Annotated in this window: 15 protein-coding genes; 8 read left to right on the forward strand and 7 right to left on the reverse strand. The window is 65.0% G+C overall.

Annotated features, from left to right (window positions below):
• Window positions 1-11: 11 nt before the first annotated feature.
• Both KQH60_RS02950 and KQH60_RS02955 read right to left on the reverse strand, forming a co-directional pair.
• A complete protein-coding gene (locus KQH60_RS02950; protein WP_237575093.1) occupies window positions 12-887 on the reverse strand; it encodes a ScpA family protein in 876 nt (291 codons plus the stop codon).
• Window position 888: 1 nt separating this feature from the next.
• The gene (locus tag KQH60_RS02955; protein ID WP_237575094.1) at window positions 889-1074 is read right to left on the reverse strand and encodes a DUF3460 family protein; all 186 of its coding nucleotides are present in this window, start codon (window positions 1072-1074) and stop codon (window positions 889-891) included.
• A 233-nt stretch (window positions 1075-1307) separates the two neighbouring features.
• Between KQH60_RS02955 and KQH60_RS02960 the strand changes: the two genes are divergently transcribed.
• The gene (locus KQH60_RS02960; RefSeq protein ID WP_237575095.1) at window positions 1308-3110 is read left to right on the forward strand and encodes an autotransporter assembly complex family protein; all 1803 of its coding nucleotides are present in this window, start codon (window positions 1308-1310) and stop codon (window positions 3108-3110) included.
• A 32-nt stretch (window positions 3111-3142) separates the two neighbouring features.
• The gene (locus KQH60_RS02965) at window positions 3143-7249 is read left to right on the forward strand and encodes a translocation/assembly module TamB domain-containing protein (protein WP_237575096.1); all 4107 of its coding nucleotides are present in this window, start codon (window positions 3143-3145) and stop codon (window positions 7247-7249) included.
• Between the two features lie 17 nt (window positions 7250-7266).
• On the opposite strand, the gene metG is transcribed toward KQH60_RS02965, so the two are convergent.
• Window positions 7267-9375: a methionine--tRNA ligase gene (gene metG, locus KQH60_RS02970; RefSeq protein WP_237575097.1), complete on the reverse strand. Its 2109-nt coding sequence runs from the start codon at window positions 9373-9375 to the stop codon at window positions 7267-7269.
• 361 nt (window positions 9376-9736) lie between these two features.
• A complete protein-coding gene (locus tag KQH60_RS02975) occupies window positions 9737-10399 on the reverse strand; it encodes an OmpA family protein (RefSeq protein ID WP_237575098.1) in 663 nt (220 codons plus the stop codon).
• 318 nt (window positions 10400-10717) lie between these two features.
• Between KQH60_RS02975 and apbC the strand changes: the two genes are divergently transcribed.
• The 4 genes from apbC (at window position 10718) to KQH60_RS02995 (ending at window position 15486) form a co-directional block, all read left to right on the forward strand.
• A complete protein-coding gene (apbC, locus tag KQH60_RS02980) occupies window positions 10718-11806 on the forward strand; it encodes an iron-sulfur cluster carrier protein ApbC (RefSeq protein WP_237575099.1) in 1089 nt (362 codons plus the stop codon).
• An 89-nt stretch (window positions 11807-11895) separates the two neighbouring features.
• Complete coding sequence (locus KQH60_RS02985) at window positions 11896-12423, forward strand: superoxide dismutase family protein (RefSeq protein ID WP_304611056.1); 528 nt, start codon at window positions 11896-11898, stop codon at window positions 12421-12423.
• A gap of 102 nt (window positions 12424-12525) precedes the next feature.
• Window positions 12526-13095, forward strand: coding sequence for a dCTP deaminase (gene dcd, locus KQH60_RS02990; protein ID WP_104076125.1), 570 nt, complete (start codon window positions 12526-12528; stop codon window positions 13093-13095).
• 105 nt (window positions 13096-13200) lie between these two features.
• Complete coding sequence (locus tag KQH60_RS02995) at window positions 13201-15486, forward strand: arginine/lysine/ornithine decarboxylase (RefSeq protein ID WP_237575100.1); 2286 nt, start codon at window positions 13201-13203, stop codon at window positions 15484-15486.
• Between the two features lie 143 nt (window positions 15487-15629).
• Here the strand turns inward: KQH60_RS02995 and argH are convergent, their stop codons facing one another.
• From argH to ppc, 3 genes are all read right to left on the reverse strand, one after another.
• Window positions 15630-17039, reverse strand: coding sequence for an argininosuccinate lyase (argH, locus tag KQH60_RS03000; RefSeq protein WP_237575101.1), 1410 nt, complete (start codon window positions 17037-17039; stop codon window positions 15630-15632).
• 64 nt (window positions 17040-17103) lie between these two features.
• Window positions 17104-18078 carry a helix-turn-helix transcriptional regulator gene (locus KQH60_RS03005; RefSeq protein ID WP_237575102.1) on the reverse strand — a complete coding sequence of 325 codons (975 nt, stop codon included), beginning with the start codon at window positions 18076-18078 and terminating at the stop codon, window positions 17104-17106.
• A gap of 83 nt (window positions 18079-18161) precedes the next feature.
• Window positions 18162-21164 (reverse strand): phosphoenolpyruvate carboxylase, encoded by a 3003-nt coding sequence (ppc, locus tag KQH60_RS03010; RefSeq protein ID WP_237575103.1) that lies wholly within the window; start codon window positions 21162-21164, stop codon window positions 18162-18164.
• A gap of 131 nt (window positions 21165-21295) precedes the next feature.
• On the opposite strand from ppc, the gene hemC reads away from it, so the two are divergent.
• Both hemC and hemDX read left to right on the forward strand, forming a co-directional pair.
• Entirely contained in the window at window positions 21296-22264 is a 969-nt protein-coding gene (gene hemC / locus KQH60_RS03015; RefSeq protein WP_237575292.1) for a hydroxymethylbilane synthase, read from the forward strand.
• Between the two features lie 133 nt (window positions 22265-22397).
• The gene (gene hemDX, locus KQH60_RS03020) at window positions 22398-24665 is read left to right on the forward strand and encodes a fused uroporphyrinogen-III synthase HemD/membrane protein HemX (protein WP_237575293.1); all 2268 of its coding nucleotides are present in this window, start codon (window positions 22398-22400) and stop codon (window positions 24663-24665) included.
• Window positions 24666-24668 lie beyond the last annotated feature (3 nt).

Here is a 24668-nt window from a genome sequence, read left to right on the forward strand (position 1 = left end):
TGAGTGGGTCCTTAAGTCGGTGAGTACGCCAGCCGGACGTAGATCGGTGCGAACGGCTCGGCCTGCGTGATCTCGAGCAACGATTCGCGAGAGAGTTCCAGCATCGCAATGAAGTTGACGACCACCACGGGCACGCCACGCGAGACATCGAACAGTTCGGTGAATTCCATGAAGCGCGCGTGTTGCAGCTTGCGCAGGATCTGGCTCATGTGCTCGCGCACCGAGAGTTCCTCGCGGGTGATCTTGTGATGCTGCACGAGCTTGGCGCGCTTGAGCACATCGGCCCACGCGCCGCGCAGGTCATCCGCGTTGACATCCGGCCAGCGTGGCGCCAGGTTTTGCTCGATGTACACCTGTGCGTGCAGGAAGTCACGCCCGTGCTGCGGCAAGCGGTCCAACTGCTGCGCGGCAAGCTTCATTTGCTCGTACTCGAGCAGCCGGCGTACCAACTCGGCGCGCGGGTCCTGGGCATCCTCGCCGGTGTCGGCCTTTTTCACCGGCAGCAACATCCGTGACTTGATCTCGATCAGCATGGCCGCCATTAGCAAGTATTCGGCCGCTAGCTCTAGGTTCGTCGTGCGGATCTGCTCAACGTAGCCCAAGTACTGCGCGGTCACGTCCGCCATCGGAATGTCAAGCACGTTGAAATTCTGCTTGCGGATCAGGTAGAGCAGCAGGTCAAGCGGACCCTCGAATGTTTCCAGAAAAACTTCGAGTGCGTCCGGCGGAATGTATAAGTCCTGCGGCACCTTGAATAGCGGCTCGCCGTATAGGCGAGCGAACGCGACGCCGTCAACCGTACCCGGCGTCGAGTCGGTGGCCGGCGCGCACAGCGCGACCTCGGATGCCTGCTGGCTCGGCTCGTCCGGTGCCGCAACGGCGCTCACGTCAGAAATTCTGGTAGTACACGTAGGGCGTCTGCGGCACGCGTGCCTGTTGCTGACGCGTACGCTCGTCCAGATCGATCGGCGCCTTGTCCCACAGCAGTGCGCGGCCGTTGCGTTGCTGTTCGTCGAGTTCCGGATGTTGCTGCTTGAGCTGGATCAGGAATTGGGTGATGTCCGACTGATACATGGCAATACTCCACGAACCAAAAAATCCGATTCCGAATTTTACCGCAAGCTTCCCGACCCGGAACAAAGGGAGTGGGCCGCCGTTCCAATGGCGCAACCCGACCCGCGTCATCGCATTGCGTCATTCATACCTGAGTGTCTGGTGCGTGTGATATGTTCCAATATGGGTTTTCCGATTCGCGCCACCGCCGCTGCCACACACGCTGACCGCCATGTTCAACGACGGAGTTCGATTTGCCACGTAGTTCTCCTGGGCTGCCTTGCGGCGTTGCGCGGTGTGCGCGAGCGATACGCACGCACGCGGCGCGCCGAGCGCTGCAATGCGCCGTAATAGTCGTGCCACTGATGGCGCCTGGCGCCGCCCTGGCCAAGTACGATGTGGATATTGACGCGCCGTCCTATTCACTGCGCAAGCTGCTGCGCGCTCATTTAGATGTGTCGCGTTTCGCCAAGCGAAATGATCTCTCGGACGAGCAATTCGAATTTCTTGTGACGGCAGTGCCGCAGCAAGTGCGCGACCTACTGTCCACTGAAGGATATTTCGAGCCGGTGGTGCGCACCGACGTGCGCGCCGGCAAGCGTCGCGCGGTGACCGTGCATGTGGAGCCGGGCCCGCGCACGCACGTGTCGGCGGTCCAGTTGTCGTTCACTGGGCCGATGCTGACCGAGGCGCCCGAACAGGAAAAGGCGGTACGGGACGCATTCGGGCTGACGAGCGGCGAGCCGTTCACGCAGGCGGCGTGGGACGAGGCCAAGAAGGCCTCGCTCAAGACGCTGCAGTCGTACCGCTACCTGGGCGCGATGATTGCACATTCGCAAGCGCGGATCGATCCCCGTACCCACGAGGCGCGATTGAGCATCACCTATGAGAGCGGGCCAACGTTTACCGTCGGGCCGCTTGATGTGGCCGGCACGCGGCGCTATCCGCAATCGATTATCACGAATGTGAACCCGCTGGGTCCCGGCGAAATCTACAGCGCCGAGCGCATCGCCGAGCTGCAGCGGCAAGTGCAGAACACGCCGTACTATGCCAGCGTCGGCATCTCGGTCGATGACGACGTTAGCAAGCCGTGGTACACCCCCGTGCACGTCAAGGTCAGCGAATACCAGTACAACGCGGTGCGTACCGGCATCGGCTATTCGTCCGATACCGGCGGACACATCCAGGGGGCATACTCGTACCTAGACATGTTCGGCGCTGCCTGGCCCTTTAGCTTCTCGGGCCGGTTGGACCAGACGCAGCAATACGGGCAGGTGCAGCTGTCGATGCCACCGGGTCCGCGCGCGTGGACCAACACGCTGCTCGGCTCGTACACGCGCACCGACGTGTCGGGCACCGATATCCATAGCGCGCGGGTCGGCGCACAGCGCACGCGCACGTCGCAGAACATCGATTACAACTACCAGGTGCTGTTCTACCTGGATCGCCTGGGCCAGAACAGCGCCGGGCCCACCGTGAGCCGCGCGCTCGTGCCGGCGTGGTTGTGGACGCGGCGCAACGTTGACGATCCGGTGTTTCCGCGAGCGGGCAACCTGCTGCGCTTGGAGGCCGGTTTGGCGATCAAGGGCGTGATGACGGATCAAACGTTCGGGCGGGCCTACGCGAACGCACGGCAGTATGTGCCGATCGGCCGGCGCGACATCGTGCTGCTGCGGCTGCAAGCGGGTGGTGTCCTCACGGCTGGTGGCTCGCGCGGCGTGCCGGCATCGCTGCTGTTTCGCGCCGGTGGCGTGGAGACAATACGCGGCTATGGCTACGACAGCATTGGCAACAATGTGAGCGGCTCGGTGCTGCCGACCAAATATCTGCTCAGCGGCGGCACCGAGTACCAGCACTGGTTCAACCACGACTGGGGCGCGGCGGCCTTTTGGGATATCGGCACGGCGACCGATAACTGGTCCGAAAAGATTGTTTACCAGGGCGTGGGCGTCGGCGCACGCTGGCGCAGCCCCGTCGGACCGATCAATGTCGATCTTGCGTATGGCCTGCGCAACCATAGCTGGCGCCCCTATTTGACGCTGGGCATCGCGTTCTGATTCACCTTGCAGTACTACCCGATTCTTGACGCATGAGCGACGACCACAAGCCTGCCGACCGTGAACCCTCCCGTCCCGGCGGCGAGCCGCGCGCGCGTGGCGCTGCCGGGCTGCCCGGCGATCGCGCACCAGGACGGCGTGGACGCGGCTGGCGCGCGCTGCGCTGGGCCAGCGGCGTGGGGCTCGGTCTCGTGCTGGCGGTGGTCGCACTGCTGGTGGCCATGCATACCGAACTGGGCACGCGCGCGCTGTGGCAGATCGCAAGTCGAGCCACGGCCGGTGCGTTCTCCGGGACACTCGACGGGGGCACGCTTGCGCACGGGCTGCGGGCGCACGATGTCAGGTGGCAGCGCGCGGGCACGAATATCCGGCTCGATCGTATCGACGGACAGTGGGGGGTGACGCACTCGCCGTGGCGATTTTCTGTGCAATCGCTACGGCTCGGCACGGTCGATGCTCGGCTCGCGCCGACCGGCAAACCCGCCACGCGTGCGACGTTGCCGCAGCGGTTGACCGTGCCGCTGCCGCTGCAGATCCATGCGCTGGACGTGGCGGCGATCCGCATCCACGCACCGGAATCGATGATTGAGCTCTCGGCGTTGCACGCGCACGGCGGTAGCGACGGGCGGCGTCATCATCTTGTGCTCGATAGGCTGCAGACACCGTATGGCGCGCTCCATGCGGACGTGGCGCTGGACGGCGTACGGCCGTTCGCCGTGCGTGGCGATGCAGGGCTGGTAGGCCAGTTCGGCGGGCGTGAGATGCAGCTTGGCATGCAAGTGTCCGGTTCGCTGCAGGCGCTCGTCGCCGACTTGCAGGCCAGTGGCATGCCATTGAATGGGGTCGCGCACGTGGAGGCTACCCCATTTGCAGACGTGCCGCTGAAGGTCGTCACGCTCGATGCCGACCATCTCGATCCACGGGCATTCAATCCGGGCGCGCCGCATGCGGACCTATCAGTACGCGTGCGCCTGCAACCGGTCGAGCCTGCGCCGACCGCGCAGGCGCGCGTCGCTGCTGCGCCCGACATGCCGCTAGTCGTTGCCGGTGACGTATCTGTCGTCAATGCGGTGCCCGGATTGTCCGCACAGCAACGCCTGCCGCTGATCGACGCGCGTGCCAACGTGCGTCTGGACGCGAGCCGGCAAGCCCTTTGCGCGCTGAAGGTCCGTCTGCTCGGTGGCGCGACGGTGAGCGGAACGGGCGCGCTGGAGCATGGCCGCGGTCGTGTTGACCTGCGCACGTCGGGCCTGGACCTGAGCGTGTTGAGCGCCACGTTGCGCGCGACCCGGTTTACCGGACCCATCGGCGTCGAGCTCGATGCCGGTCGCCAACAGGTGCAGGTTGACCTGGCGGACGCCGGCGCCAAGCTGCGTGTGCAGGGGGCCGTCGCGATCGATCCCACGCAGGTCGCGCTCGAGCGCGTGAGGCTGACAGCGGGCGACGGGCACGCAGAGCTTGCCGGTGTGTTGCGTCGCGATGGGCACGCGAGCTACGAATTGAAGGCCACGCTGGCGGCGCTCGATCCGTTCGCGCTGTTGGCGCGTGACAGCCTGCAGACAGGCCGCATGGGCCGGCCGGTTCAGCACAACGGCAGCCGTATGGCACCCCAGACTGCCGGCAGCGGTTCGGGCAAGGCCGCCGGCAAGGGCGCTGCCCAGCGGTTTGATACGCGCGTGAGCGGCACGCTCAACGCAAAAGGCGCATTGACGCCCGCGCTGACCGTGCGGGCCGACTTTGCGTTGCGCGACAGCGTCTACCACGGCTTGCCGCTGAGCGGCGGCGGTACGCTAGTGCTGGCCGGCACGCGGATCATGCCCAGTGACGTGCGCGTGAGCGTGGCCGGCAACGACATCCAATTACGCGGCAGCTTGGGCGCGGCCGGCGACCGGTTGCTGTTCCATGTCGATGCGCCCGCGCTGGAGCGGCTTGGCTTTGGCATGGCGGGCGCGGCACGTGCTAATGGCGACGTGACCGGCTCGCTCGCGCATCCGAATGTGGTCGCCAGTTATCAGGCAGACGGCGTGGTCATGGGCGGCAACCGGATCGGCCATGCCGCGGGCCGTGTCGAGTTGCGCGACGGGGCGCAGGGCGCGATGATCGCCACCCTGGACGCGCGAGCGGTAACCACGCCGCAGGTGCGGTTCAATGCGCTGTCGCTACGGCTGGACGGGGTGCGCGCGCACCACACGTTGATTGCTAGCGGGAGCGGCAGCGTCGGTGGACAGCCGGTCAATTTCAACGTGGCGGCGAGCGGCAAGCTAACCGACGCGCGCAGGGGCATCGGCTGGGATGGCACGATCAGCCAACTGGAAAACCGCGGCCTGCCCGAGGTCAAGCTGGCCGCGCCGGTGACCGTGAGCGCCAGCGCCGGGCATTGGGTGATCGGCGCCACGCGTTTGAGCGTGGAGCGCGCGCTGCTGGACTTGAAGTCGTTTCAGTATGCGGGCGGGCGCTTGCAATCGAGCGGCTCGCTGACGCATGTCGACGTGGCGCGACTGTTGCAGCTTCACGAGCAACTCACGCACCAGCAGGCGTCGTTTAGGACCGATCTGGTGTTCGATGCGCAGTGGGACGTGTCGTTCGGGCAGCGTGCCGCGGGCTATGCGCAGATCAAGCGGCGCTCGGGGGACGTCACGATCGATGCGGGACGCGGCATTGCGTCGCTGGGCATCAGCGACGCAATGGCGCGCATCGACTTCGCAGCGGGCCGCCGCCTGAATGCAACGGTCCATGCGGTGGCCGAGCGCCTTGGCACGCTGGACGCGACGCTGCGCATGCCGGTTGCCGTGCGGGACGGCGTGCCAGTGGTGGCCGGCGACGCACCGTTAGACGGCACGGTTGTGTTCGAGCTGCCGTCGCTGCGTACCACCGGCGGGCTGCTCGGACCCAGCTACCGGCTCGATGGGCAGATGTTACTGAAGCTGGCGATTGCGGGCCAGGTATCGCACCCGAAGGTCTCCGGCATGCTGACCGGCGACGGCTTGTCGGCGACCGTCGTCGACCAAGGCATCACGCTCAAGGACGGGATCGTGCGCGTGGTGCTGACCGAGAACCAGGTCGAATTCCAACAGGTTCAGTTTCATGGCGCTCAAGGCACGCTGCGCGCGACCGGCAACGTGATGCTCGACCAACAGAACCCTGATTTGAGCGCGCATATCGTGGCCGACAAGCTTGAGCTGTTCGCGTCGCCGTATCGCCAGCTGTCGTTGTCCGGTGACGCGACGGTGGCCAATGCCGGCGCACAGGGCGGGATGACGATCAATGGCCGGTTTTTCGTCAACAAGGCACTGTTCGATTTGCCGGAGCAATCGGCGCCAAGCTTGTCCGACGACGTCGTGATCGTGCGATCGGACGGCACGGTCGAAGGCGAGCACGCTGCGGCGCGCGCCGATGCCGACAAGCCGGCGGGCCCGTTCGCGCCGCGCGCCAACATCGACGTGGACCTGGGTCAGCATTTTCGCTTTCGCGGCGCCGGCGCCGATTTGGGGCTGCGTGGTGTGATCAACGTCGTCAGCGCGCCGAATCAGCCGTTGCGCGCCGTGGGCGATGTGCGGGTCGTGGAAGGATCCACCTATACCGCCTTTGGCCGCAAGCTGGGTATCGAGAACGGCTATTTCACGTTCAATGGGCCGGTCAACAACCCGGGCATCAACATCCTCGCGATGCGGCGTAATCAGGAGGTTGAAGCCGGCGTACAGGTGACCGGCACTGTGCAGTCATCCAAGGTCAAGCTGGTGTCGGAACCCAACGTGAATGACAACGAGAAGCTGTCATGGCTGCTGCTCGGGCATGGCACCGATACCGGCGCGAACCTGGGGCAGCAGAACACGATGAATGCGGCGATCGCGCTGCTGGGCAGCGCGACCGGCAAGCGGATCGCGCAGACCTTTGGGCTGGACGAAGTCTCGGTCGGCCAAAGTGAGGTCGGCCTAACGGACCCGCAAGTGGTGATGCTCTCGAAGGCCATCACCGAGCGGCTCGTCCTCGGCTATGAGCAAGGCATTGAGACGGCGAACAACGCGTTCAAGGTAACGGTGAACCTGTCCCGGTTTTGGGCCATCATGTCCTACGCCGGCACCTATAACGGCGTGGACCTGCAGTTCACCCGCCGCTTTGACGGCTTTTGGAAAAAGTAGCGGCGCGCGCCAGTGCGCTATTTGACCCGCATGCCGGGCTTTGCACCGCTGTGCGGCTCGAGCACGTAGAGGCCGGGCTCCTTTTTCTCATCCGCTGCCGACGCGGCCAATACCATGCCTTCGGACACGCCAAACTTCATCTTGCGCGGCGCGAGGTTCGCGACCATTACGGTCAGCTTGCCGATCAATTCCTCGGGGCGGTAGGCCGCCTTGATGCCGGAGAACACATTGCGCGTGCTCGCCTCGCCCACGTCCAGCGTCAGTTGCAACAGTTTATCGGACCCTTCCACCGCTTGGCAGTCGACGATGCGCGCAATGCGCAGGTCGATCTTGGCAAAATCGTCGATTGTGATGAAGCCTTCGCCGTTTGCCGCTGTGTTGCGGGCGCCCGACGACTTGGCCGCGTCCGCTGCGGTGGCGGCCGTAGCCGCGTGCGGCTGCAATGACTGGCGGTTGGCGGCAAGCAGCGCGTCGATCTGCTTGGGGTCCACGCGCTGCATCAGGTGCTGGTACGGCCGGATCGGCCGCGCCGACGACAGCGGCACCGAGACGTCGGCCCATTTGAGCGGCTCGATCGACAGGAATGTCTCAACCGATTCGGCGAGCTTCGGCAATACGGGCTTGAGCGCCAGCGTGAGCAACCGGAATGCCTCGAGGCTGACGCTGCACGTCTCGTGCAACGCCACCGCATTGGCGGGAACCTTGGCCTGTTCCCAAGGCTTGGCGGCATCCACGTACGCGTTGACGGCGTCCGCCCACTCCATGGTCTGGCGCAGTGCGCGGCTGTATTCGCGGCTTTCGTAGTGCGCCGCGATCGTCGGGATCGCGTCGCGCAGCCGGGCCAGCAGCGGATGGTTCATCGCGCTATCTTGCACGCGTGCATCGAACCGCTTGACCAGGAAACCGGCGGCGCGGCTCGCGATGTTCACGTATTTGCCGATCAGGTCGCTGTTGACGCGCGCCTGGAAGTCATCGAGGTTCAGGTCGATGTCCTCCATCGTGCTGTTGAGCTTCGCGGCGAGGTAGTACCGCAGCCATTGCGGATCCAAACCGGTCGTGATGTAGCTGTTCGCGTTGATGAAGGTGCCGCGCGACTTGGACATCTTCGTGCCGTCCACGGTCAGGAAGCCATGCGCGAACACGTTGGTCGGCGTGCGGTGGCCGGAGAATTGCAGCATTGCAGGCCAGAACAGCGTGTGGAAATACAGAATGTCCTTGCCGATAAAGTGGTATTGCTCGGCGGTCGAGTCCGGACGGACCCATTCGTTGAAATCTAAGCCACGTCGCTCGCACAGGTTCTTGAAGCTTGCATAGTAGCCGACCGGTGCATCGAGCCACACGTAGAAGTACTTGCCGGGCGCGCCCGGGATCTCGAAGCCGAAGTACGGCGCATCGCGCGAGATGTCCCAGTCGGCGAGCTTCGCGTCGCCGTCCTCGCCGAGCCACTCGCGCATCTTGTTGGTGGCTTCCTGCTGCGCGAGCTGGCTGACCCAGCCGCGCAGGAAGGTCTCGCAGCGCGGATCGGACAGCTTGAAGAAATAGTGCGTCGACGTTTTTTTCACCGGCGTCGCGCCGGACAACACCGAATACGGCTTGACCAGTTCGGTTGGCTGGTACGTCGCCCCACATACCTCGCAACTGTCGCCATACTGATCCTTCGCGCCGCATTTCGGGCATTCGCCCTTGATGAAGCGGTCTGGCAGGAACATCTCCTTGACCGGGTCATACGCTTGTTCGATATCGCGCGCCGCGATCAATCCGGCATCGCGGAGCGCGGCGAAAATGGTCTCGGACAACACCCGGTTCTCGTCCGAGTCCGTCGAATAATAATGGTCGAACGAGATGCCGAAATGGTCGAAATCGCGCTTATGCTCCTGCCAGACGCGCTCGATCAACTGCCGCGGCGTGATGCCCTCGGACTGTGCGCGCAGCATGATCGGCGTGCCATGCGTATCGTCCGCGCCGACGTAGTACACCTCGTGACCGTGCATTCGCATCGCGCGCACCCAGATGTCGGTCTGGATATATTCAACGAGATGGCCGATGTGGATCGGGCCGTTCGCGTACGGCAGCGCGGATGTGACGAGCATGCGGCGCGGCGCGCCGGCGGAGACGGGAGCTGACATGGCGGATAGAGCGTTTGATTCGACGAAAACGGGATGGAGCGCCGATTTTAGCAGGCGCGACGGTGATGACACGGCCGCCAGAGCAAACGCGCGACGCACGCGTGGGCCCACATCGTCCGCGCTGCGCCGTAGACCGACGGGCGCAGACGGTCATCGTGCAACGCAAAAAAACCGGGGCTTCAAGCCCCGGAGCAACAACGACAAGAGGAGAATGGTGACGCAACGGTATCGCCGTCACGTACCATATGAACAGACATCGAATCGGCTGCGAAGTTCGAAAAAATTTCGAGATTGGACAACGGCCCGTTTGTCGCCGCGTGTCGTGGCGGCAGTCATCGCGGCGGCAGAGAATGAGCGTGCATCATCCGCGCGGTTGTGATGTGGCCCGCAGGTAGATCTCCACGCGCCGGTTCTGCGCGCGGCCGATCTGCGTGCTGTTGTCCGCGATCGGCTGCGCTTGTCCGCGGCCTTCGGCGGCCAGCCGTTGCGCGGCGACGCCGTGCTGCGCCAGGTATTGGGCGACGCTTTGCGCCCGTTCCTGCGACAGCATCTGATTGTACTGCGGCTGGCCGGTGCTGTCGGTGTGTCCGACCACGTGTGCCACCAACTCGGGATGCTGGGTCAGGGTTTGCGCAACCTGATCGAGTACCAGTGTGAACGAAGGTTTGATCGCGTAGCTGTTCGTGTCGAACGAGATCGAGCTCGGGATATTGACCTTCAGCGAGCCGTCCGGTTGCTCGGACACCTGGGTGCCGGTGCCTGCGGTGGCGCCCGACAGCTTGTTCTTGATCGCCTGCCAGTTGTACCCGGTAATGCCTCCGACCGCGGCGCCGGTCGCCGCGCCGATCGCCGCCCCGTTGCTGCCGCCGAAGATCGCCCCGAGTCCGGCGCCGGTGGCCGCGCCGACGCCGGTGCCAACCGCCGCGTTGCTGCCTTGCGGCGTCTGGCAGCCGGCCAGCAGCGCGCCTGTGACTGCGAGGGCCGATACTTGCAGCGGAAGGCGGAAAGTGAGTTTCGCGTTCATATGACACCTCATGGGTTAGATGGATTGAATGGATAGTGGACCGATGTGCATCGCACACCGCCGGGAGCGACGCTTGCGTGCGGCATCTAAGCGCGATTGCTCGACGGGCGCGCCCGCAGCATCGCAGGCTTCATGCCACTACAATGTCGGAATAGCTGCGGGTCGCAGAGCGTGCCGCGCAAAGCGCCGTTTGGCAACGCCACGCAACCATTTTTTGCAATGTCCGGCGTCAGGTTCGACGCGACCCCGCGCGCAAGGTTCGATGCACGCGGCAGGCGTTTGGCGATCGGATGGAACATTTCAAGTAACGGAGCAACGATGACAATCGACAGGGCCCAGATCGACGCCGTGCTGCACAGCGTGATCGACCCGAACACCGCAGAGCCGGTAACGGCGGGCAAAGGGGTGCGCAACGTCGCGATTGACGGCGACACGGTATCACTCGAGGTCGTGCTGGGCTATCCGGCCAAGAGTCAGTATGCGCTAATCCAAGCGCGTGTCGAGCAGGCGCTGCGCGCCGTGCCGGGCGTGGCGCATCTGCACGTGGCGGTCTCTCACCAGATCGTGGCGCACGCGGTGCAACGCGGCGTGCAGTTGCTGCCGAACGTCCGCAATATTGTCGCGGTCGCCTCCGGCAAGGGCGGGGTCGGCAAGAGCACCACGGCCGCGAACCTCGCGCTGGCGCTGGCCGCCGAAGGCGCGTCGGTCGGCGTGCTGGATGCGGACATCTATGGCCCATCGCAGCCGACGATGCTCGGCATCGACGGCCGTCCGGCATCCGAGGACGGCAAGACGATGATTCCGCTCGAAGGCCATGGCGTACAGGCTAACTCAATCGGCTTCCTGGTCGAGCAGGACAATCCAATGGTGTGGCGGGGGCCGATGGCCACGTCCGCGCTCGAGCAGTTGCTGCGGCAGACGAATTGGCGCGACCTGGACTATCTGATCGTCGACATGCCACCCGGCACGGGCGATATCCAACTGACGCTCGCGCAGCGGGTGCCCGTGACCGGTGCGGTGATCGTCACGACGCCGCAAGACATTGCGCTGCTGGACGCGCGAAAAGGTCTGAAAATGTTCGAGAAGGTCGGCGTGCCGATCCTAGGCGTTGTCGAGAACATGAGCATTCATATCTGCTCCCACTGCGGCCACGCCGAGCCGATCTTCGGTGCAGGCGGCGGCGAGCGCCTCTGCGCACAGTATGGCGTGCCGTTCCTAGGCAGCCTGCCGCTGGATATCGGCATCCGCGAGCAGGCCGATTCGGGACGTCCGACAGTAGTGGCCGACCCGCACGGACGCGTCGCCGGCCTGTATCACGACATTGCCCGCCAGGTCGCGATCCGGATTGCGAAGCTGTCGCGCGACATGAGTTCGAAGTTCCCGACCATCGTCGTTCAGAACACCTGATATGGCTCTGTGACATCCTCTATGGCGGCCGTCTCGCTAGATGTGCCAGACGCGGTATCATTGCGGCTTGTTCAGTACTCTGAGGCTTAATGGAACCGCGATTGGGATGGCGTCTTGCCGGCACGATGAGCACGCTAGTCGCAACCAGCATGATGCTGGTCGGTTGTGCGTCGATCTTCGGCAGTCACGACAAGCGTGCCGACGTCCAGATCGTGCCGGCGGCCGGCCATGCCGCACGCGGCACGGTCACATTGATCGAGCATGCCGATGGTGTGCAGGTCACCTACAACCTTAGTGGGCTGCCGCCGGACAGTGATCATGCGCTACAGATCCATGAGCGTGGCGACTGCCATTCGCCGAACGCCGCAGGCGGGGTGTTCAGCCCCGGGGCCGAGCGCCTGAAGCAAGGGATCCGGCTCGAAGGCGACCTGGTGAACCTGCGCGCGGACGCGAACGGCGTGGCGGCCGGGTTCATCGTGTCGCCGTACGTGTCGCTGGACGGCGTGCGCTCGGTAGTGGGCCGCGCGCTGATCGTGCACCGCGACGCGCAGGACTATTATGCGTTTCCGCCTCGCGACGCCGGTCCCGCGCTGGGCTGCGGCATCATTCGCAAATAATGGCCACGCTGCGATGAAATGGCCACGCTACGATGAGGCGGCGGCGCCACGCCCCATTCGCTCGTTTTCAACCCGCGGCCCTGCCGCCTTTCGATTGCACGTATGACGATCAAATCCGATAAATGGATCCGGCGCATGGCCGAGCAGTACAGCATGATCGAGCCATTCGCGCCGGATCAGGTGCGCGTTGCGCCGGATGGTCATAAGATCGTTAGCTACGGCACGTCGAGCTACGGCTACGACATTCGCTGTGCGGACGAATTCAAGATCTTCACTAACATCAACTCGACGATCGTCGATCCGAAGAACTTCGACGAGAAATCCTTTGTCGACTTCAAGGGCGACGTGTGCATCATCCCGCCAAACTCGTTTGCGCTGGCACGCACCGTCGAGTACTTCCGCATCCCGCGCAACGTGCTGACTGTGTGCCTGGGTAAGTCAACGTATGCGCGCTGCGGGATCATCGTCAACGTCACGCCGTTCGAGCCCGAATGGGAAGGGCACGTGACGCTGGAGTTTTCGAACACGACGCCACTGCCGGCGAAGATTTACGCGAACGAGGGCGTGGCGCAGGTGCTGTTTTTCGAGAGCGATGAAGTCTGCGAGACGTCCTATGCGGACCGTGGTGGCAAATATCAAGGCCAGCATGGCGTCACGCTGCCCAAGACCTGAGTTTTTGCGCGCCGCCGCGCCACGCGGCGTCGCGCATTCCAGCATGTCACGGCCGCTGCATACTCGAACGGTAGAGTGCAGCGGTTTGTTTTTGGAGAGTCACCGATGAAGTTTCGCTACCCTGTCGTCATCATCGACGAGGATTTTCGCTCGGAGAATATCTCCGGCTCGGGTATCCGCGCGCTTGCCGAGGCGATCGAGCGCGAGGGGGCCGAGGTGCTCGGTTTGACGAGCTACGGTGATTTGACCTCATTCGCGCAGCAGTCCAGCCGCGCGTCTTGCTTCATCCTGTCGATCGACGACGACGAGATCGCGCTGGTCGACGAGGTCGCCGCAACGCACGATCAGGTACCCGAACTTGCCCACGCGATCCTGGCGCTGCGCTCGTTTGTCACCGAGGTGCGGCGTCGCAACGCTGACATCCCCATTTTCCTGTACGGCGAGACGCGCACGTCGCGTCACATTCCGAACGACATCCTGCGCGAACTGCACGGTTTCATTCATATGTTCGAGGATACGCCTGAGTTCGTTGCGCGGCATATCATTCGCGAGGCGAAGGTGTACTTGGATTCGTTGGCACCGCCATTCTTTAAAGAACTGGTCAAATACGCGGACGAAGGCTCGTATTCGTGGCATTGCCCGGGCCACTCTGGAGGCGTTGCGTTCCTGAAGAGTCCGCTTGGCCAGATGTTTCACCAGTTCTTCGGCGAGAACATGCTGCGTGCGGACGTGTGCAATGCCGTGGATGAGCTCGGGCAACTGCTGGACCATACTGGGCCGGTGGCTGCGTCCGAGCGCAATGCGGCGCGTATCTTCAGCGCTGATCACCTGTTCTTCGTGACTAATGGCACGTCCACGTCGAACAAGATCGTCTGGCACGCCACTGTCGCGCCGGGCGACATCGTCGTGGTGGACCGCAACTGCCACAAGTCAATCCTGCACGCGATCACGATGACCGGCGCGATCCCGGTCTTCCTGACGCCCACTCGCAACCATTTCGGCATCATCGGGCCGATCCCGCGCGATGAATTCCAACCGGAGAACATCCGCCGCAAGATCGACGCGAATCCGTTCGCACGCGAGGCGCTCGCGAAAAACCCGAAACTCAAGCCGCGGATTCTAACGATCACGCAAAGCACCTACGATGGTGTCGTCTACAACGTCGAGATGATCAAGGACCTGCTGGGCGACACGATCGATACGCTGCACTTTGACGAGGCCTGGCTGCCGCACGCCGAGTTTCACCCGTTCTATCAGGACATGCATGCGATTGGGCAGAACGCCCGCCGGACCGACGCGCTGGTGTTCGCGACCCATTCGACGCACAAGCTGCTGGCTGGCATCTCGCAGGCGTCACAGATCCTGGTGCACGATTCGCAACTGCCGCGCTTTGACCGGCATCGCTTTAACGAGGCGTATCTGATGCACACGTCGACCAGCCCGCAATACGCGATCATTGCGTCGTGCGACGTGGCTGCGGCGATGATGGAGCCGCCCGGCGGCACCGCGCTCGTCGAGGAGTCGATTGCCGAGGCGCTTGATTTCCGTCGTGCGATGCGCAAGGTCGATGCCGAATATGGCGACGATTGGTTCTTCAAGGTGTGGGGGCCCGACCCGCTCGTCACCGAGGGCATTGGTTCGCGCGAGGACTGGATGTTGCGGCCGAACGACCGCTGGCATGGTTTCGGCAACCTGGCCGAAGGCTTCAACATGCTAGACCCGATCAAGGCGACGATCATCACGCCCGGGCTGGACGTGGACGGCGAGTTTGGCGAGACGGGCATTCCGGCGGCGATCGTCACCCGCTATCTAGCCGAGCACGGCATCATCGTCGAGAAGACCGGACTGTACTCGTTCTTCATCATGTTCACGATCGGCATCACCAAGGGCCGTTGGAACTCGATGGTCACCGAGTTGCAGCAGTTCAAGGACGACTACGATCGAAACCAGCCGCTATGGCGCGTGCTGCCGGAGTTCGTCACACAGTATCCGATGTACGAGCGCGTCGGGCTGCGCGACCTCTGCGAGCAGATTCACAGCGTGTACCGTGACAATGACATCGCGCGGCTGACGACCGAGATGTACCTGTCCGACATGGAGCCGGCGATGCGCCCGACCGACGCGTTCTCGAAGATCGCGCACCGCGAGATCGACCGCGTGCCGATCGACGACCTCGAGGGTCGTGTCACCAGCATCCTGCTCACGCCGTATCCTCCGGGCATTCCGCTGCTGATCCCGGGCGAGCGGTTCAACGAGACCATCGTGCGCTATCTAAGGTTCGCGCGCGACTTCAATGCGCGGTTCCCCGGCTTTCATACCGATATTCACGGGCTGGTCACCGACGTGGTCGGTGGCAACGTCGAGTACTTCGTGGATTGCGTGCGGCCCTGAGCGGCGCACCGGCCATCGGGCCGGCGGCCGCCGCCGATCGCGCGGCAGTGGGACGATGGCCGATGGCGCGACAGGTGCTCAGCGGCTCGATAGCGGGCAGGTGATCAATGGTGCGATAGTCGGCCAATAGCCGCGCGCCGCCGCTACTGGGACAGCGCGGCGCGTGCAGCCGCGATAGCGGCACGCACCTGCTGCGGCGCCGTGCCGCCCACGTGATTGCGGCTGGCGACCGAGCCTTCCAGTGTCAGGTAGTCGAACACGTCGTCACCCAACAGCGACGCGACTTTCGGCAGCTCGGCGCGCAACTGGTCAAGCGTCAGGTCCGCCAGGTCACAGTGCCGGTCCACGCAGACTCGTACCGCATGCGCCACCGCTTCGTGTGCGTCGCGAAACGGCAAGCCACGCTTGACGAGGTAATCGGCCAGGTCGGTCGCAGTCGAAAAGCCCTGCAGTGCTGCAGCCCGCATCGTATCCGGCTTGACTGTGATGCCGGCGACCATTTCGGTGAAGATGCGCAGCGTATCGGCCACCGTGTCAACGGTATCAAACAGCGGCTCCTTGTCTTCCTGATTGTCCTTGTTGTACGCGAGCGGTTGGCCCTTCATGAGCGTGAGCAGTGCGATCAGGTGTCCGTTCACGCGGCCGGTCTTGCCGCGCGCAAGCTCGGGCACGTCGGGGTTTTTCTTCTGCGGCATGATCGACGAGCCGGTGCAGAAACGATCGGCCAGGTCGATGAAGCCAACGCGCGGGCTCATCCACAGTACCAGCTCCTCGGACAGCCGCGACACGTGCGTCATGACCAGCGCTGCGGCCGCCGTGAATTCGATCGCGAAGTCCCGGTCTGACACCGCATCGAGTGAATTTGCGCAGACGCCGTCGAAACCGAGCGTCCTGGCGACTTGCTCGCGGTCGATCGGATAGCTGGTGCCCGCGAGCGCCGCCGCGCCCAACGGCAGCCGGTTGACCCGCTTGCGGCAGTCGAGCATCCGCTCGGTGTCGCGTGTAAACATCTCCACGTACGCCAGCAGATGGTGGCCAAAGGTCACCGGTTGCGCGACTTGCAGGTGCGTGAAGCCCGGCAGGATCGTGTCGGCATACCGTTCCGCGAGCTCGAGCAGCGCGCGTCGCAAACCCTTGAGCAGCGCGCTGATCCGGTCGATCTCGCCGCGCAGCCAGAGCCGGATATCGGTGGCGACCTGGTCGTTGCGTGAGCGCCCGGTGTGCAGCCGCTTGCCCGCGTTGCCGATCAGTGCGGTCAGTCGGGCCTCGATATTCAGGTGGACGTCTTCGAGGTCTAGCTGCCATTCGAATTCGCCGCGCTCGATCTCGCCGCGGATTTGTTCCATGCCTGTGCGGATCGCTGCGACGTCGTCGTCGCTGATGATCCGTTGCGCGCCGAGCATCGCCGCGTGCGCGAGCGAGCCCTCGATGTCGACGAGCGCGAGCCGCTTATCGAAGAACACGGACGACGTATAGCGCTTGACAAGCTCGGACATCGGCTCAGAAAAACGCGCCGACCAGGCTTCGCCCTTTTTGTGCAATTGGGAAGTCATGACAGGATGCCGCAATAGTGGAGGATGCCGCTTGCCGCACCGCCGTGCGGCAAAGACGAGCATTCTAGCATCGCGGCAGCGTGGTATTGGCGTCGTGCGCGGCGGCCGCGGTGGGCGCTTCGCCGTGCGGCTCGTGTTGCGCGATGAGCACCACGAGTTTCATGTCGTCGCGCTGGGCCGGCACGAAGGTGATCTGATCGTAGGCGAGGCGCCCGCGTGCCGGATGATCGAACTCGCGCCGGCCGCCCTCGCGCTCAAACACATCCTGCGATGCCCAGAAGCGCGCGAACGGGTCGCATTGCGCAATCAGCGCGTCGAGTAGCGCGCGCGTGGGGGCATCGTTCAAGTGTCGGATCGAGTCGGCGCGGAATTCGGCGACGAGCCGGCGTGCGCGGGTTTCCCAGTCGACGATCAGCGTGCGCGCGGCCGGCGATGTGAAGGTATAACGCAGCAGATTGGTGCCGTGGCCTTGCGCGTCCCGCGGGACCAGCACGCCGGCGGTCGCGGTCGGCTTGGCCGCGTCGAGCCAGCCGATGAACAATTCCGCTGCCGCCGCGTTCCAGGCGAGCGCGTTCCACTGCGGGTTTAGCACGTAGGCGGGGGCGGCGATCAGCCCGACGCTGGCCAGCAGCGCCGCGGGCACGTCGGCCGCGCTCGCGTCCGGCTCGGCGGGATCGCGCTGCGCAGCAAGCTCAAACAGATAGGCCCGTTCCGCGCGCGACAGCCGCAATGCGACGGCAATCCGCGCCAGCGCGTCGGCGGACGCCGACACGGGACGACCCTGCTCGATCCACGTGTACCACGTGGCGCTGACGTCGCACAATTGCGCCACTTCCTCGCGTCGCAGGCCCGGCGTGCGGCGCCGCGTCCCGCGCGGCAGGCCGACGTCGGCCGGCGTGAGCCGTTCACGATGCGAGCGGATGAAATCGCCGAGCGCGCGCGCGGCTGACGCGTCGGCGCGCGAAGCGAATTCGCGAGCGCCGCGACGTGCGGCACCCGATGCAGCAGGCGAAGCGGTCGTCATGATCCGGGAAGTCATCGATACCAGGATAGCGAGCGATCTTGTACTGGTACAACGCAGATGCGTATTGTACAGCTCACGCCGTATTGCCAGCATCGGCGTCAGCCCGTGTTGCGCAACCCTGCGGCGATCCCGTTGATCGTTAAGTGAATGCCGCGGCGCAGCCGGGCGTTCGTGGTGCCCGCGCGGTGCCGGCGCAGCAGTTCGACCTGCAAGTGGTTCAGCGGATCGAGGTACGGGAAGCGGTTCTTGATCGAGCGGGCGAGCAGCGGATTGTCCGCCAGCCGCGATGAATGGCCGGTGATCTGCGCGAGCGCGTCCGTGGTGCGATGCCATTCGGCGACGATCCGACCGAATACCTGTTTGCGAAGCTTCTTGTCCGATACCAGTTGCGCGTAGCGTGACGCGACCGCCAGATCCGATTTGGCGAGCACCATGTCCATGTTGGACAGCAGGTTCGAGAAGAACGGCCACGTCTTGACCATTTTGCGCAGCAGCGCCACGCGTTTTTCCCGGTCCACCGCATCCGGCGCGGCATCCAGGTACGCGCTGATCGCGCTGCCAAAGCCGTACCAGCCGGTGAGCAGCAGACGGCATTGACCCCACGAGAAGCCCCATGGAATCGCGCGCAAGTCTTCAATGCGGCGATGCTTGGGATCGTGCAGTTTGCGCGACGCGGGGCGGCTGCCGATATTGAGTTCCGCGATCTCGGCAATCGGCGTGGACTCAAAAAAATAATCGGTGAAACCCGGGGTCTCGTACACGAGCGCGCGGTATGCCGACATCGCCGTGTCCGACAGCGTCTGCATCAGGGCCTCGAACTGCGGCAGCGCGCGGGGGGACTGAGCATGCGGCTGCAACGTCGCCTCCAGCGTCGCAGCAACCACGGTTTCGAGATTGCGGCGGCCAATTTCCGGATTGCCAAACTTGCTGGCGATCACCTCGCCCTGTTCGGTCAACCGGATCTGCCCATCCACGGTGCCCGGTGGCTGCGACAGGATCGCCTGATAGGTCGGGCCGCCGCCGCGCCCGACCGTGCCGCCTCGGCCGTGAAACAGACGCAGTCTCATGCCGTGTTCGCGGAACAGCGCGACCAGCGCGAGTTCGGCCCGATACAGTTCCCAGTTCGACGTGAGGAAGCCGCCGTCCTTGTTGCTGTCCGAGTAGCCGAGCATCACTTCCTGTTCGCCGCCCTGGTGGCGCACGATCGAGTCCATGCCCGGCAGCGCCAGCAGCGCTTCCATGATGCGCGGCGCGTGACGCAGGTCGGCAATTGTCTCGAACAGGGGAATCACCATCAAACTGACGCGCGGCGCGCCCTGCCTGGCATGTGGCGCGTGCCGGCCGTTGCCGGCCTGTGGGGCCGCGGCGGGCATGCTGCCATGCATCAGGCCGGTTTCCTTTTGCAGCAGCATCACTTCGACCAGGTCTGAGACAGTCTCGGTATGGGAGATAATGTAGTTGCGTACGGCCCGCTCGCCAAAGCGCTGCCGTATTACACGCGTGGCTTCCAGCACGGCAAGCTCGCTATGCACTAGCGGCGAGTATTCCGCGTACGGCAGGCGCAAAGCGCGAGGCTGCGCCAGTTCAGCCAGCAGCAGCGCCAGCTTGTCATCCTCGGACAGCGCGGCATAGTCGTCGACCACGCCGGCACGGGCAAACAGTTCGGTCAGCACGGCTTCGTGGACATCCGAACTTTGCCGCAGGTCGATGCTCGCAAGATGAAAGCCGAAGACTTCGACCGCGCGCGCGAGCGGTGACAGCCGGGGGGCGGCGAGCGACGCGCCATGGCGCGCCTGCAGTGAGTCGATCAACACCTGCAGGTCGGCGCGCAATGCGTCGGGCGACGCGTAGGGCACCGCGTCGCGGTGTTCGCCACGGATCAAGACGGCTGCGTCGCCGAGCAGTGCGCGCGCGGTGGCGGCCAGCCGCGCATAGACGCCGATCAGCGCGCGCCGATACGGCTCGTCCACGCGGTGCGGGGAAGTATCGGGCGAGGTATCCGCCAGTTGCTTCAGCGCGTCGCTGGAGCCTGCCAGCAGCTCTGAGACGGACAGCTCCGCGCCGAGCCGGTGCACCTGCTCTAAATAGTGTTGGAAGATCACCGCCGCCTGGCGCGTGATCGCCCGCTCGAGCGTGGCCGCCGTCACGTTCGGATTGCCGTCGCGGTCACCGCCGATCCAACTGCCCATTTGCAAGAACGGCGGCAGTCGGGTGGGCAGGCCGTGCTCGGCCAGTGCCTGTTCGATGTCCGCGTACAACGCGGGGATCTCGTCCAAGAAGGTCGCGCGATAGTACGACAGCGCGTTTTCGATCTCGTCGGCAACCGTGAGCCGTGAGCCACGCAGCATGCGGGTCTGCCACAGCGAGGTGACGCGGGCGCGCAGCAGCGCTTCGTTGGCTGCGCGCTCGCGTGCGGTGAGCGGCTGGTCACGCTCGGCCAGCAAGCGTGCGATGTCGTGCTGCGCATCCAGGATGCTCTTGCGTTGCACCTCGGTGGGATGCGCGGTGAGCACCGGCACGATCAGCCCGGTGTCGAAGCATGTCTTCAGCGAGGACAGCGATTCGCCGCCGCTTTTGGCCAGCCGCGCAAGGGCGTATGCGACGGTACCTGCCTGCGGGGCGGAGCCGGCTAGCGCATGGATGCGCCGGCGGCGGTTATGGTGGCAATCCTCGGCAATGTTTGCTAGATGTGAGAAGTAGCTGAATGCGCGCACCACGCTGACCGTTTGCTCCGGTGTGAGACCCTTGAGCATCTTGTCCAGCTTCTTGGCCGCGTCGATGTCGTCCTCGCGGCGGAATTTCACCGCTGATTGGCGGATCGTCTCAACCACGTCGAATACGGCGTCTCCCTCCTGCTCGCGGACCACGTCGCCAAGCAGCCGGCCGAGGAAGCGGATGTCCTCGAACAGCGGCCCGTCCTTGTCCTCGCGGGTGCGGCTGCGCGCGGTCGATGCCGCGGCGTGCGCCGGCGGCGTCACCGCGGTCGGGGTCGGCCGTGCGGGCGCGGCGCCGGGGGCGGTAGAGGCGGTAGAGGCGGTAGAGGCGGTAGAGGCGGTTTTGGCGTTGTGGCGCGCGGCAGCGGCCGATCCGGAAGCAGTCACAAGCAATTCCTCAAACTGGCGATTGAAGGGTTCCGGCATCCGCGCGCAGCATCGGGACGCCGAAGGGTGCGTGCTACCATTTGATCTGTTATCACATCCCGATTGGATACGAGGTCGACTTGAGTCTCGAGATGCAATGCGCGATACCGCCCGCGACGCTGGTGATCGCCTCGCGTGAGAGCCGGCTTGCGCTGTGGCAAGCCGAGCATGTGGGCCGTGCGCTGCACAAATTATATCCGTCTTGCGACGTGAAGATCCTCGGTATGACCACACGCGGCGACCAGATCCTGGACCGCGCGTTGTCCAAGGTGGGCGGCAAAGGGTTATTCGTCAAGGAATTGGAGAATGCGCTGGCGGATGGCCGCGCAGACCTAGCGGTTCACTCGCTCAAGGACGTACCGATGATGCTGCCCGATGGCTTTGCGCTGCCGGTGGTCCTCACGCGGGAAGACCCGCGCGATGCGTTCGTGTCGTCGCAATTTGCCTCGTTGGCGCAATTGCCGGCGGGTGCCGTGGTGGGGACATCGAGCCTGCGCCGCGAGGCAATGTTGCGCCACCGCTATCCGCATCTGGTGATCAAGCCGCTGCGCGGCAATCTGGACACCCGGCTGGCGAAGCTCGACCGTGGCGACTACGCGGCGATCATCCTCGCGGCCGCCGGGCTCAAGCGGCTTGGCCTCGCGGCGCGGATTCGCACGCTGCTGGATCCCGCCGATAGCCTGCCGGCGCCCGGGCAGGGGGCGCTCGGCATCGAGATCCGCGCCTCGCGTGCCGACCTGCACCAGTGGCTCGCGCCGTTGCTCGACATGCGCACCGCGCTGGCCGTGGAGGCCGAGCGGGCCGTGTCGCGCGCGCTGGGCGGCAGCTGCGAGGTGCCGCTCGCCGCGTATGCGCAGTGGCAGGGCGACGTGCTGCAACTGCGGGCGTCGGTCGCCACGCCCGACGGCAGCCGCGTACTGGCCGCGTATGGCAGCGCGGCGCCGACGGACATGGCCGGTGCATTGGCGCTCGGCCTGCGCGTGGTACAGCAGTTGCAGGCGCAGGGCGCGCTGCAGATCGTGCAGCCACTGCTTGACGCGTCGCGCGACGGAGCCGCGTGATGGAGGGTGGCCAATCGTGACGCAGACGCTGCTTCCTCCCACGTCACGGCCGGCGGCCGCGGGCGAGGCCGGTGCGCCTGTTGCGGCACATCCGACCGTGGTGATTACGCGCCCGGCGGGACAAAGCGCCGAACTGCTGGCCGCGCTTGCCGCGGCTGGGCTCGATGGCTTCGAGTTTCCGCTGATCGATATTGCCGACGCGACGGACAATGCGCCGCTGGTCGACGCGTTGCTCGACCTCGAGCGTTATGCGCTGGTGATATTCGTGTCGCCGAACGCGGTGGATCGCGCATTTGCGGCGCTCGCCGCAGCTCGGTCAAAGGCATCGTCGGAAAGCGCATCTGCGGTGGACGTACCGCCTGCCGATGCATTGTCGGCGGATACGTCGGCGGCGGATGCATCGTTGGCAGATACGTCGTCGGCTGATACGTCTTCGACGCATGCGTCGGCCGCCGCCGCGCCGCCGCCCGCTTTCTCGTGGCCGGCCACGGTACCGGTCGCCGGCGTGGGGCCGGGCACGGTGCGGGCGTTGGCGCACCACGGCGTGCAGCCGCACACGCATCGGATTATCGCGCCCGGCGATGCGGTGCGCGTCGCGCTGCAGGTGCCGGTGCACGACGGCGGCAAGGATGGCAGCAAGGATGGTGGCGCGGGCGCTTCTCACGCTGGCGAGCCGCCGTGGCTCGACGATACCCCTGCAGTGCAGGTCTCGTCCGACTCGTATGCGGGCGGGAATGCGCCGCGCTACGATTCCGAGGCGTTGATTGGCGCGCTCGCCACTGCCTTCGCGCCGGACGGGCTCACCGCGTTGCAAGGACGACGCGTGTTGCTGGTGCGCGGCGACGGCGGCCGTGAGTTGCTCGCCGAGACGCTGCGTGCACATGGCGCGATCGTCCAGGTGCTCGGTGCGTACCAGCGACGGCTGCCTGAGCCGAGCCTTGACGTATGGCAACGCGTGCACGCGCTGCTCGCCGGCCAGCCGCACGCTTGGGTATTGACTAGCTCGGAAGGCGTGCGCAACCTAGAGGAGTTGGCGCGCGAGCATCTGAATCGCGACGAGGTTGTCGCGCTCAAGCGCGCACCGATCGTCACACCGCATCCGCGCATTGGCGATACGGCGCGCACAGCGGGTTTTGATACGATTACGGTGTCCGGCGCGGGCGATCAGGCGATCGTCAGTGCACTGCGAGCGGTGTTTTCACCGATCACTCAAGCAGCTTCCTTTTCGAAGTTTCAATCGCAATCGGCTCAATCACGCATGACAGACTCCAAAGATTCCCAGCCAGCGCCGGATGTGGTGCCGCAAGCGGCGCAACCGGCGCGCCCCGCCGCGGCCAACGTCCCACCGGATGCGCCATTTCCTGCGTACGAATCGAAGCGTCGCCGCCGCTCAGTCAGCACGGCGCTCGCGTGGATCGTCGCGGTGGTGGTGCTGGCGGGCGCGGGCGCGGGCGGCTACGCGCTCGAACGCAAGCTCGAGCGGCTGCAGCAGCAACTTGCCGCGCGCCAGCAGGCCAGCGACGTGCAAAGCCGCGACACTCGGCTCAAGGCCGACGAGGCCGCGAGCGCGGTACGTCAACTGGATTCGCAGCTGGCTCAACTCGCCGGCCGGGTCGGCGACGTGCAGGCGCAGCATCAGGCGCTGCAGGCGTCGTTGCAGGACCTGGCAAAGAACCGCGACGATTGGACGCTGGCCGAAGTTGAGCAGACGATCTCGTCCGCTAGTCAGCAACTGCAATTGACTGGCAATGTCGGCCTGGCGTTGTCCGCGCTGCAAAGCGCGGACGCGCGGCTCGCGGCATCGTCGGGGGCGCAGGTCATTGCGGTGCGCAAGGCGATCGCGCAGGATATCGACAAGCTGAAGGCCGCGCCAAGCGTGGACCTGGCGGGACTCGCTATCAAGCTCGACGACGTGATCGCGCAGGTGGACACCCTGCCGTTGGCCGGCGAGGCGCCGGCTGCGTCGCTCAAGCCGCGTGCCGGCACGCCGGCGGGCGTGGCGAAGGAGGCCGCCGCCAATGGCGAGCCGCGCTGGAAGGCAGCGTGGCATACATTCGCGGCCGGCGTGATGGCGCAACTGACTGGTCTCGTGCAGGTGCGCCGCATCGACAACGCGGACGCGATGCTGGTCGCGCCAGACCAGGGCTATCTGTTGCGTGAGAATGTGAAGCTGCGGCTGCTGTCCGCGCGCGTCTCGCTGCTTTTGCGCGACGAGAAGCGGACGAATGCGGACCTGCGGGCCGGGCAGCAGGCACTCGCGCGGTACTTTGATCCGTCGGCCCAGGCCACGCACAACGCGTGCGAGTTGCTCGAGCAGGTACGAAAAGGTGCGGCGCACATCGAGCCGCCGAACCTGGACGCGAGCCTGAATGCAATCCATCAGAATAAGAGCCGGGGCTGACCG

The organism is Mycetohabitans sp. B8 (assembly GCF_021991875.1).
GTDB lineage: Bacteria > Pseudomonadota > Gammaproteobacteria > Burkholderiales > Burkholderiaceae > Mycetohabitans.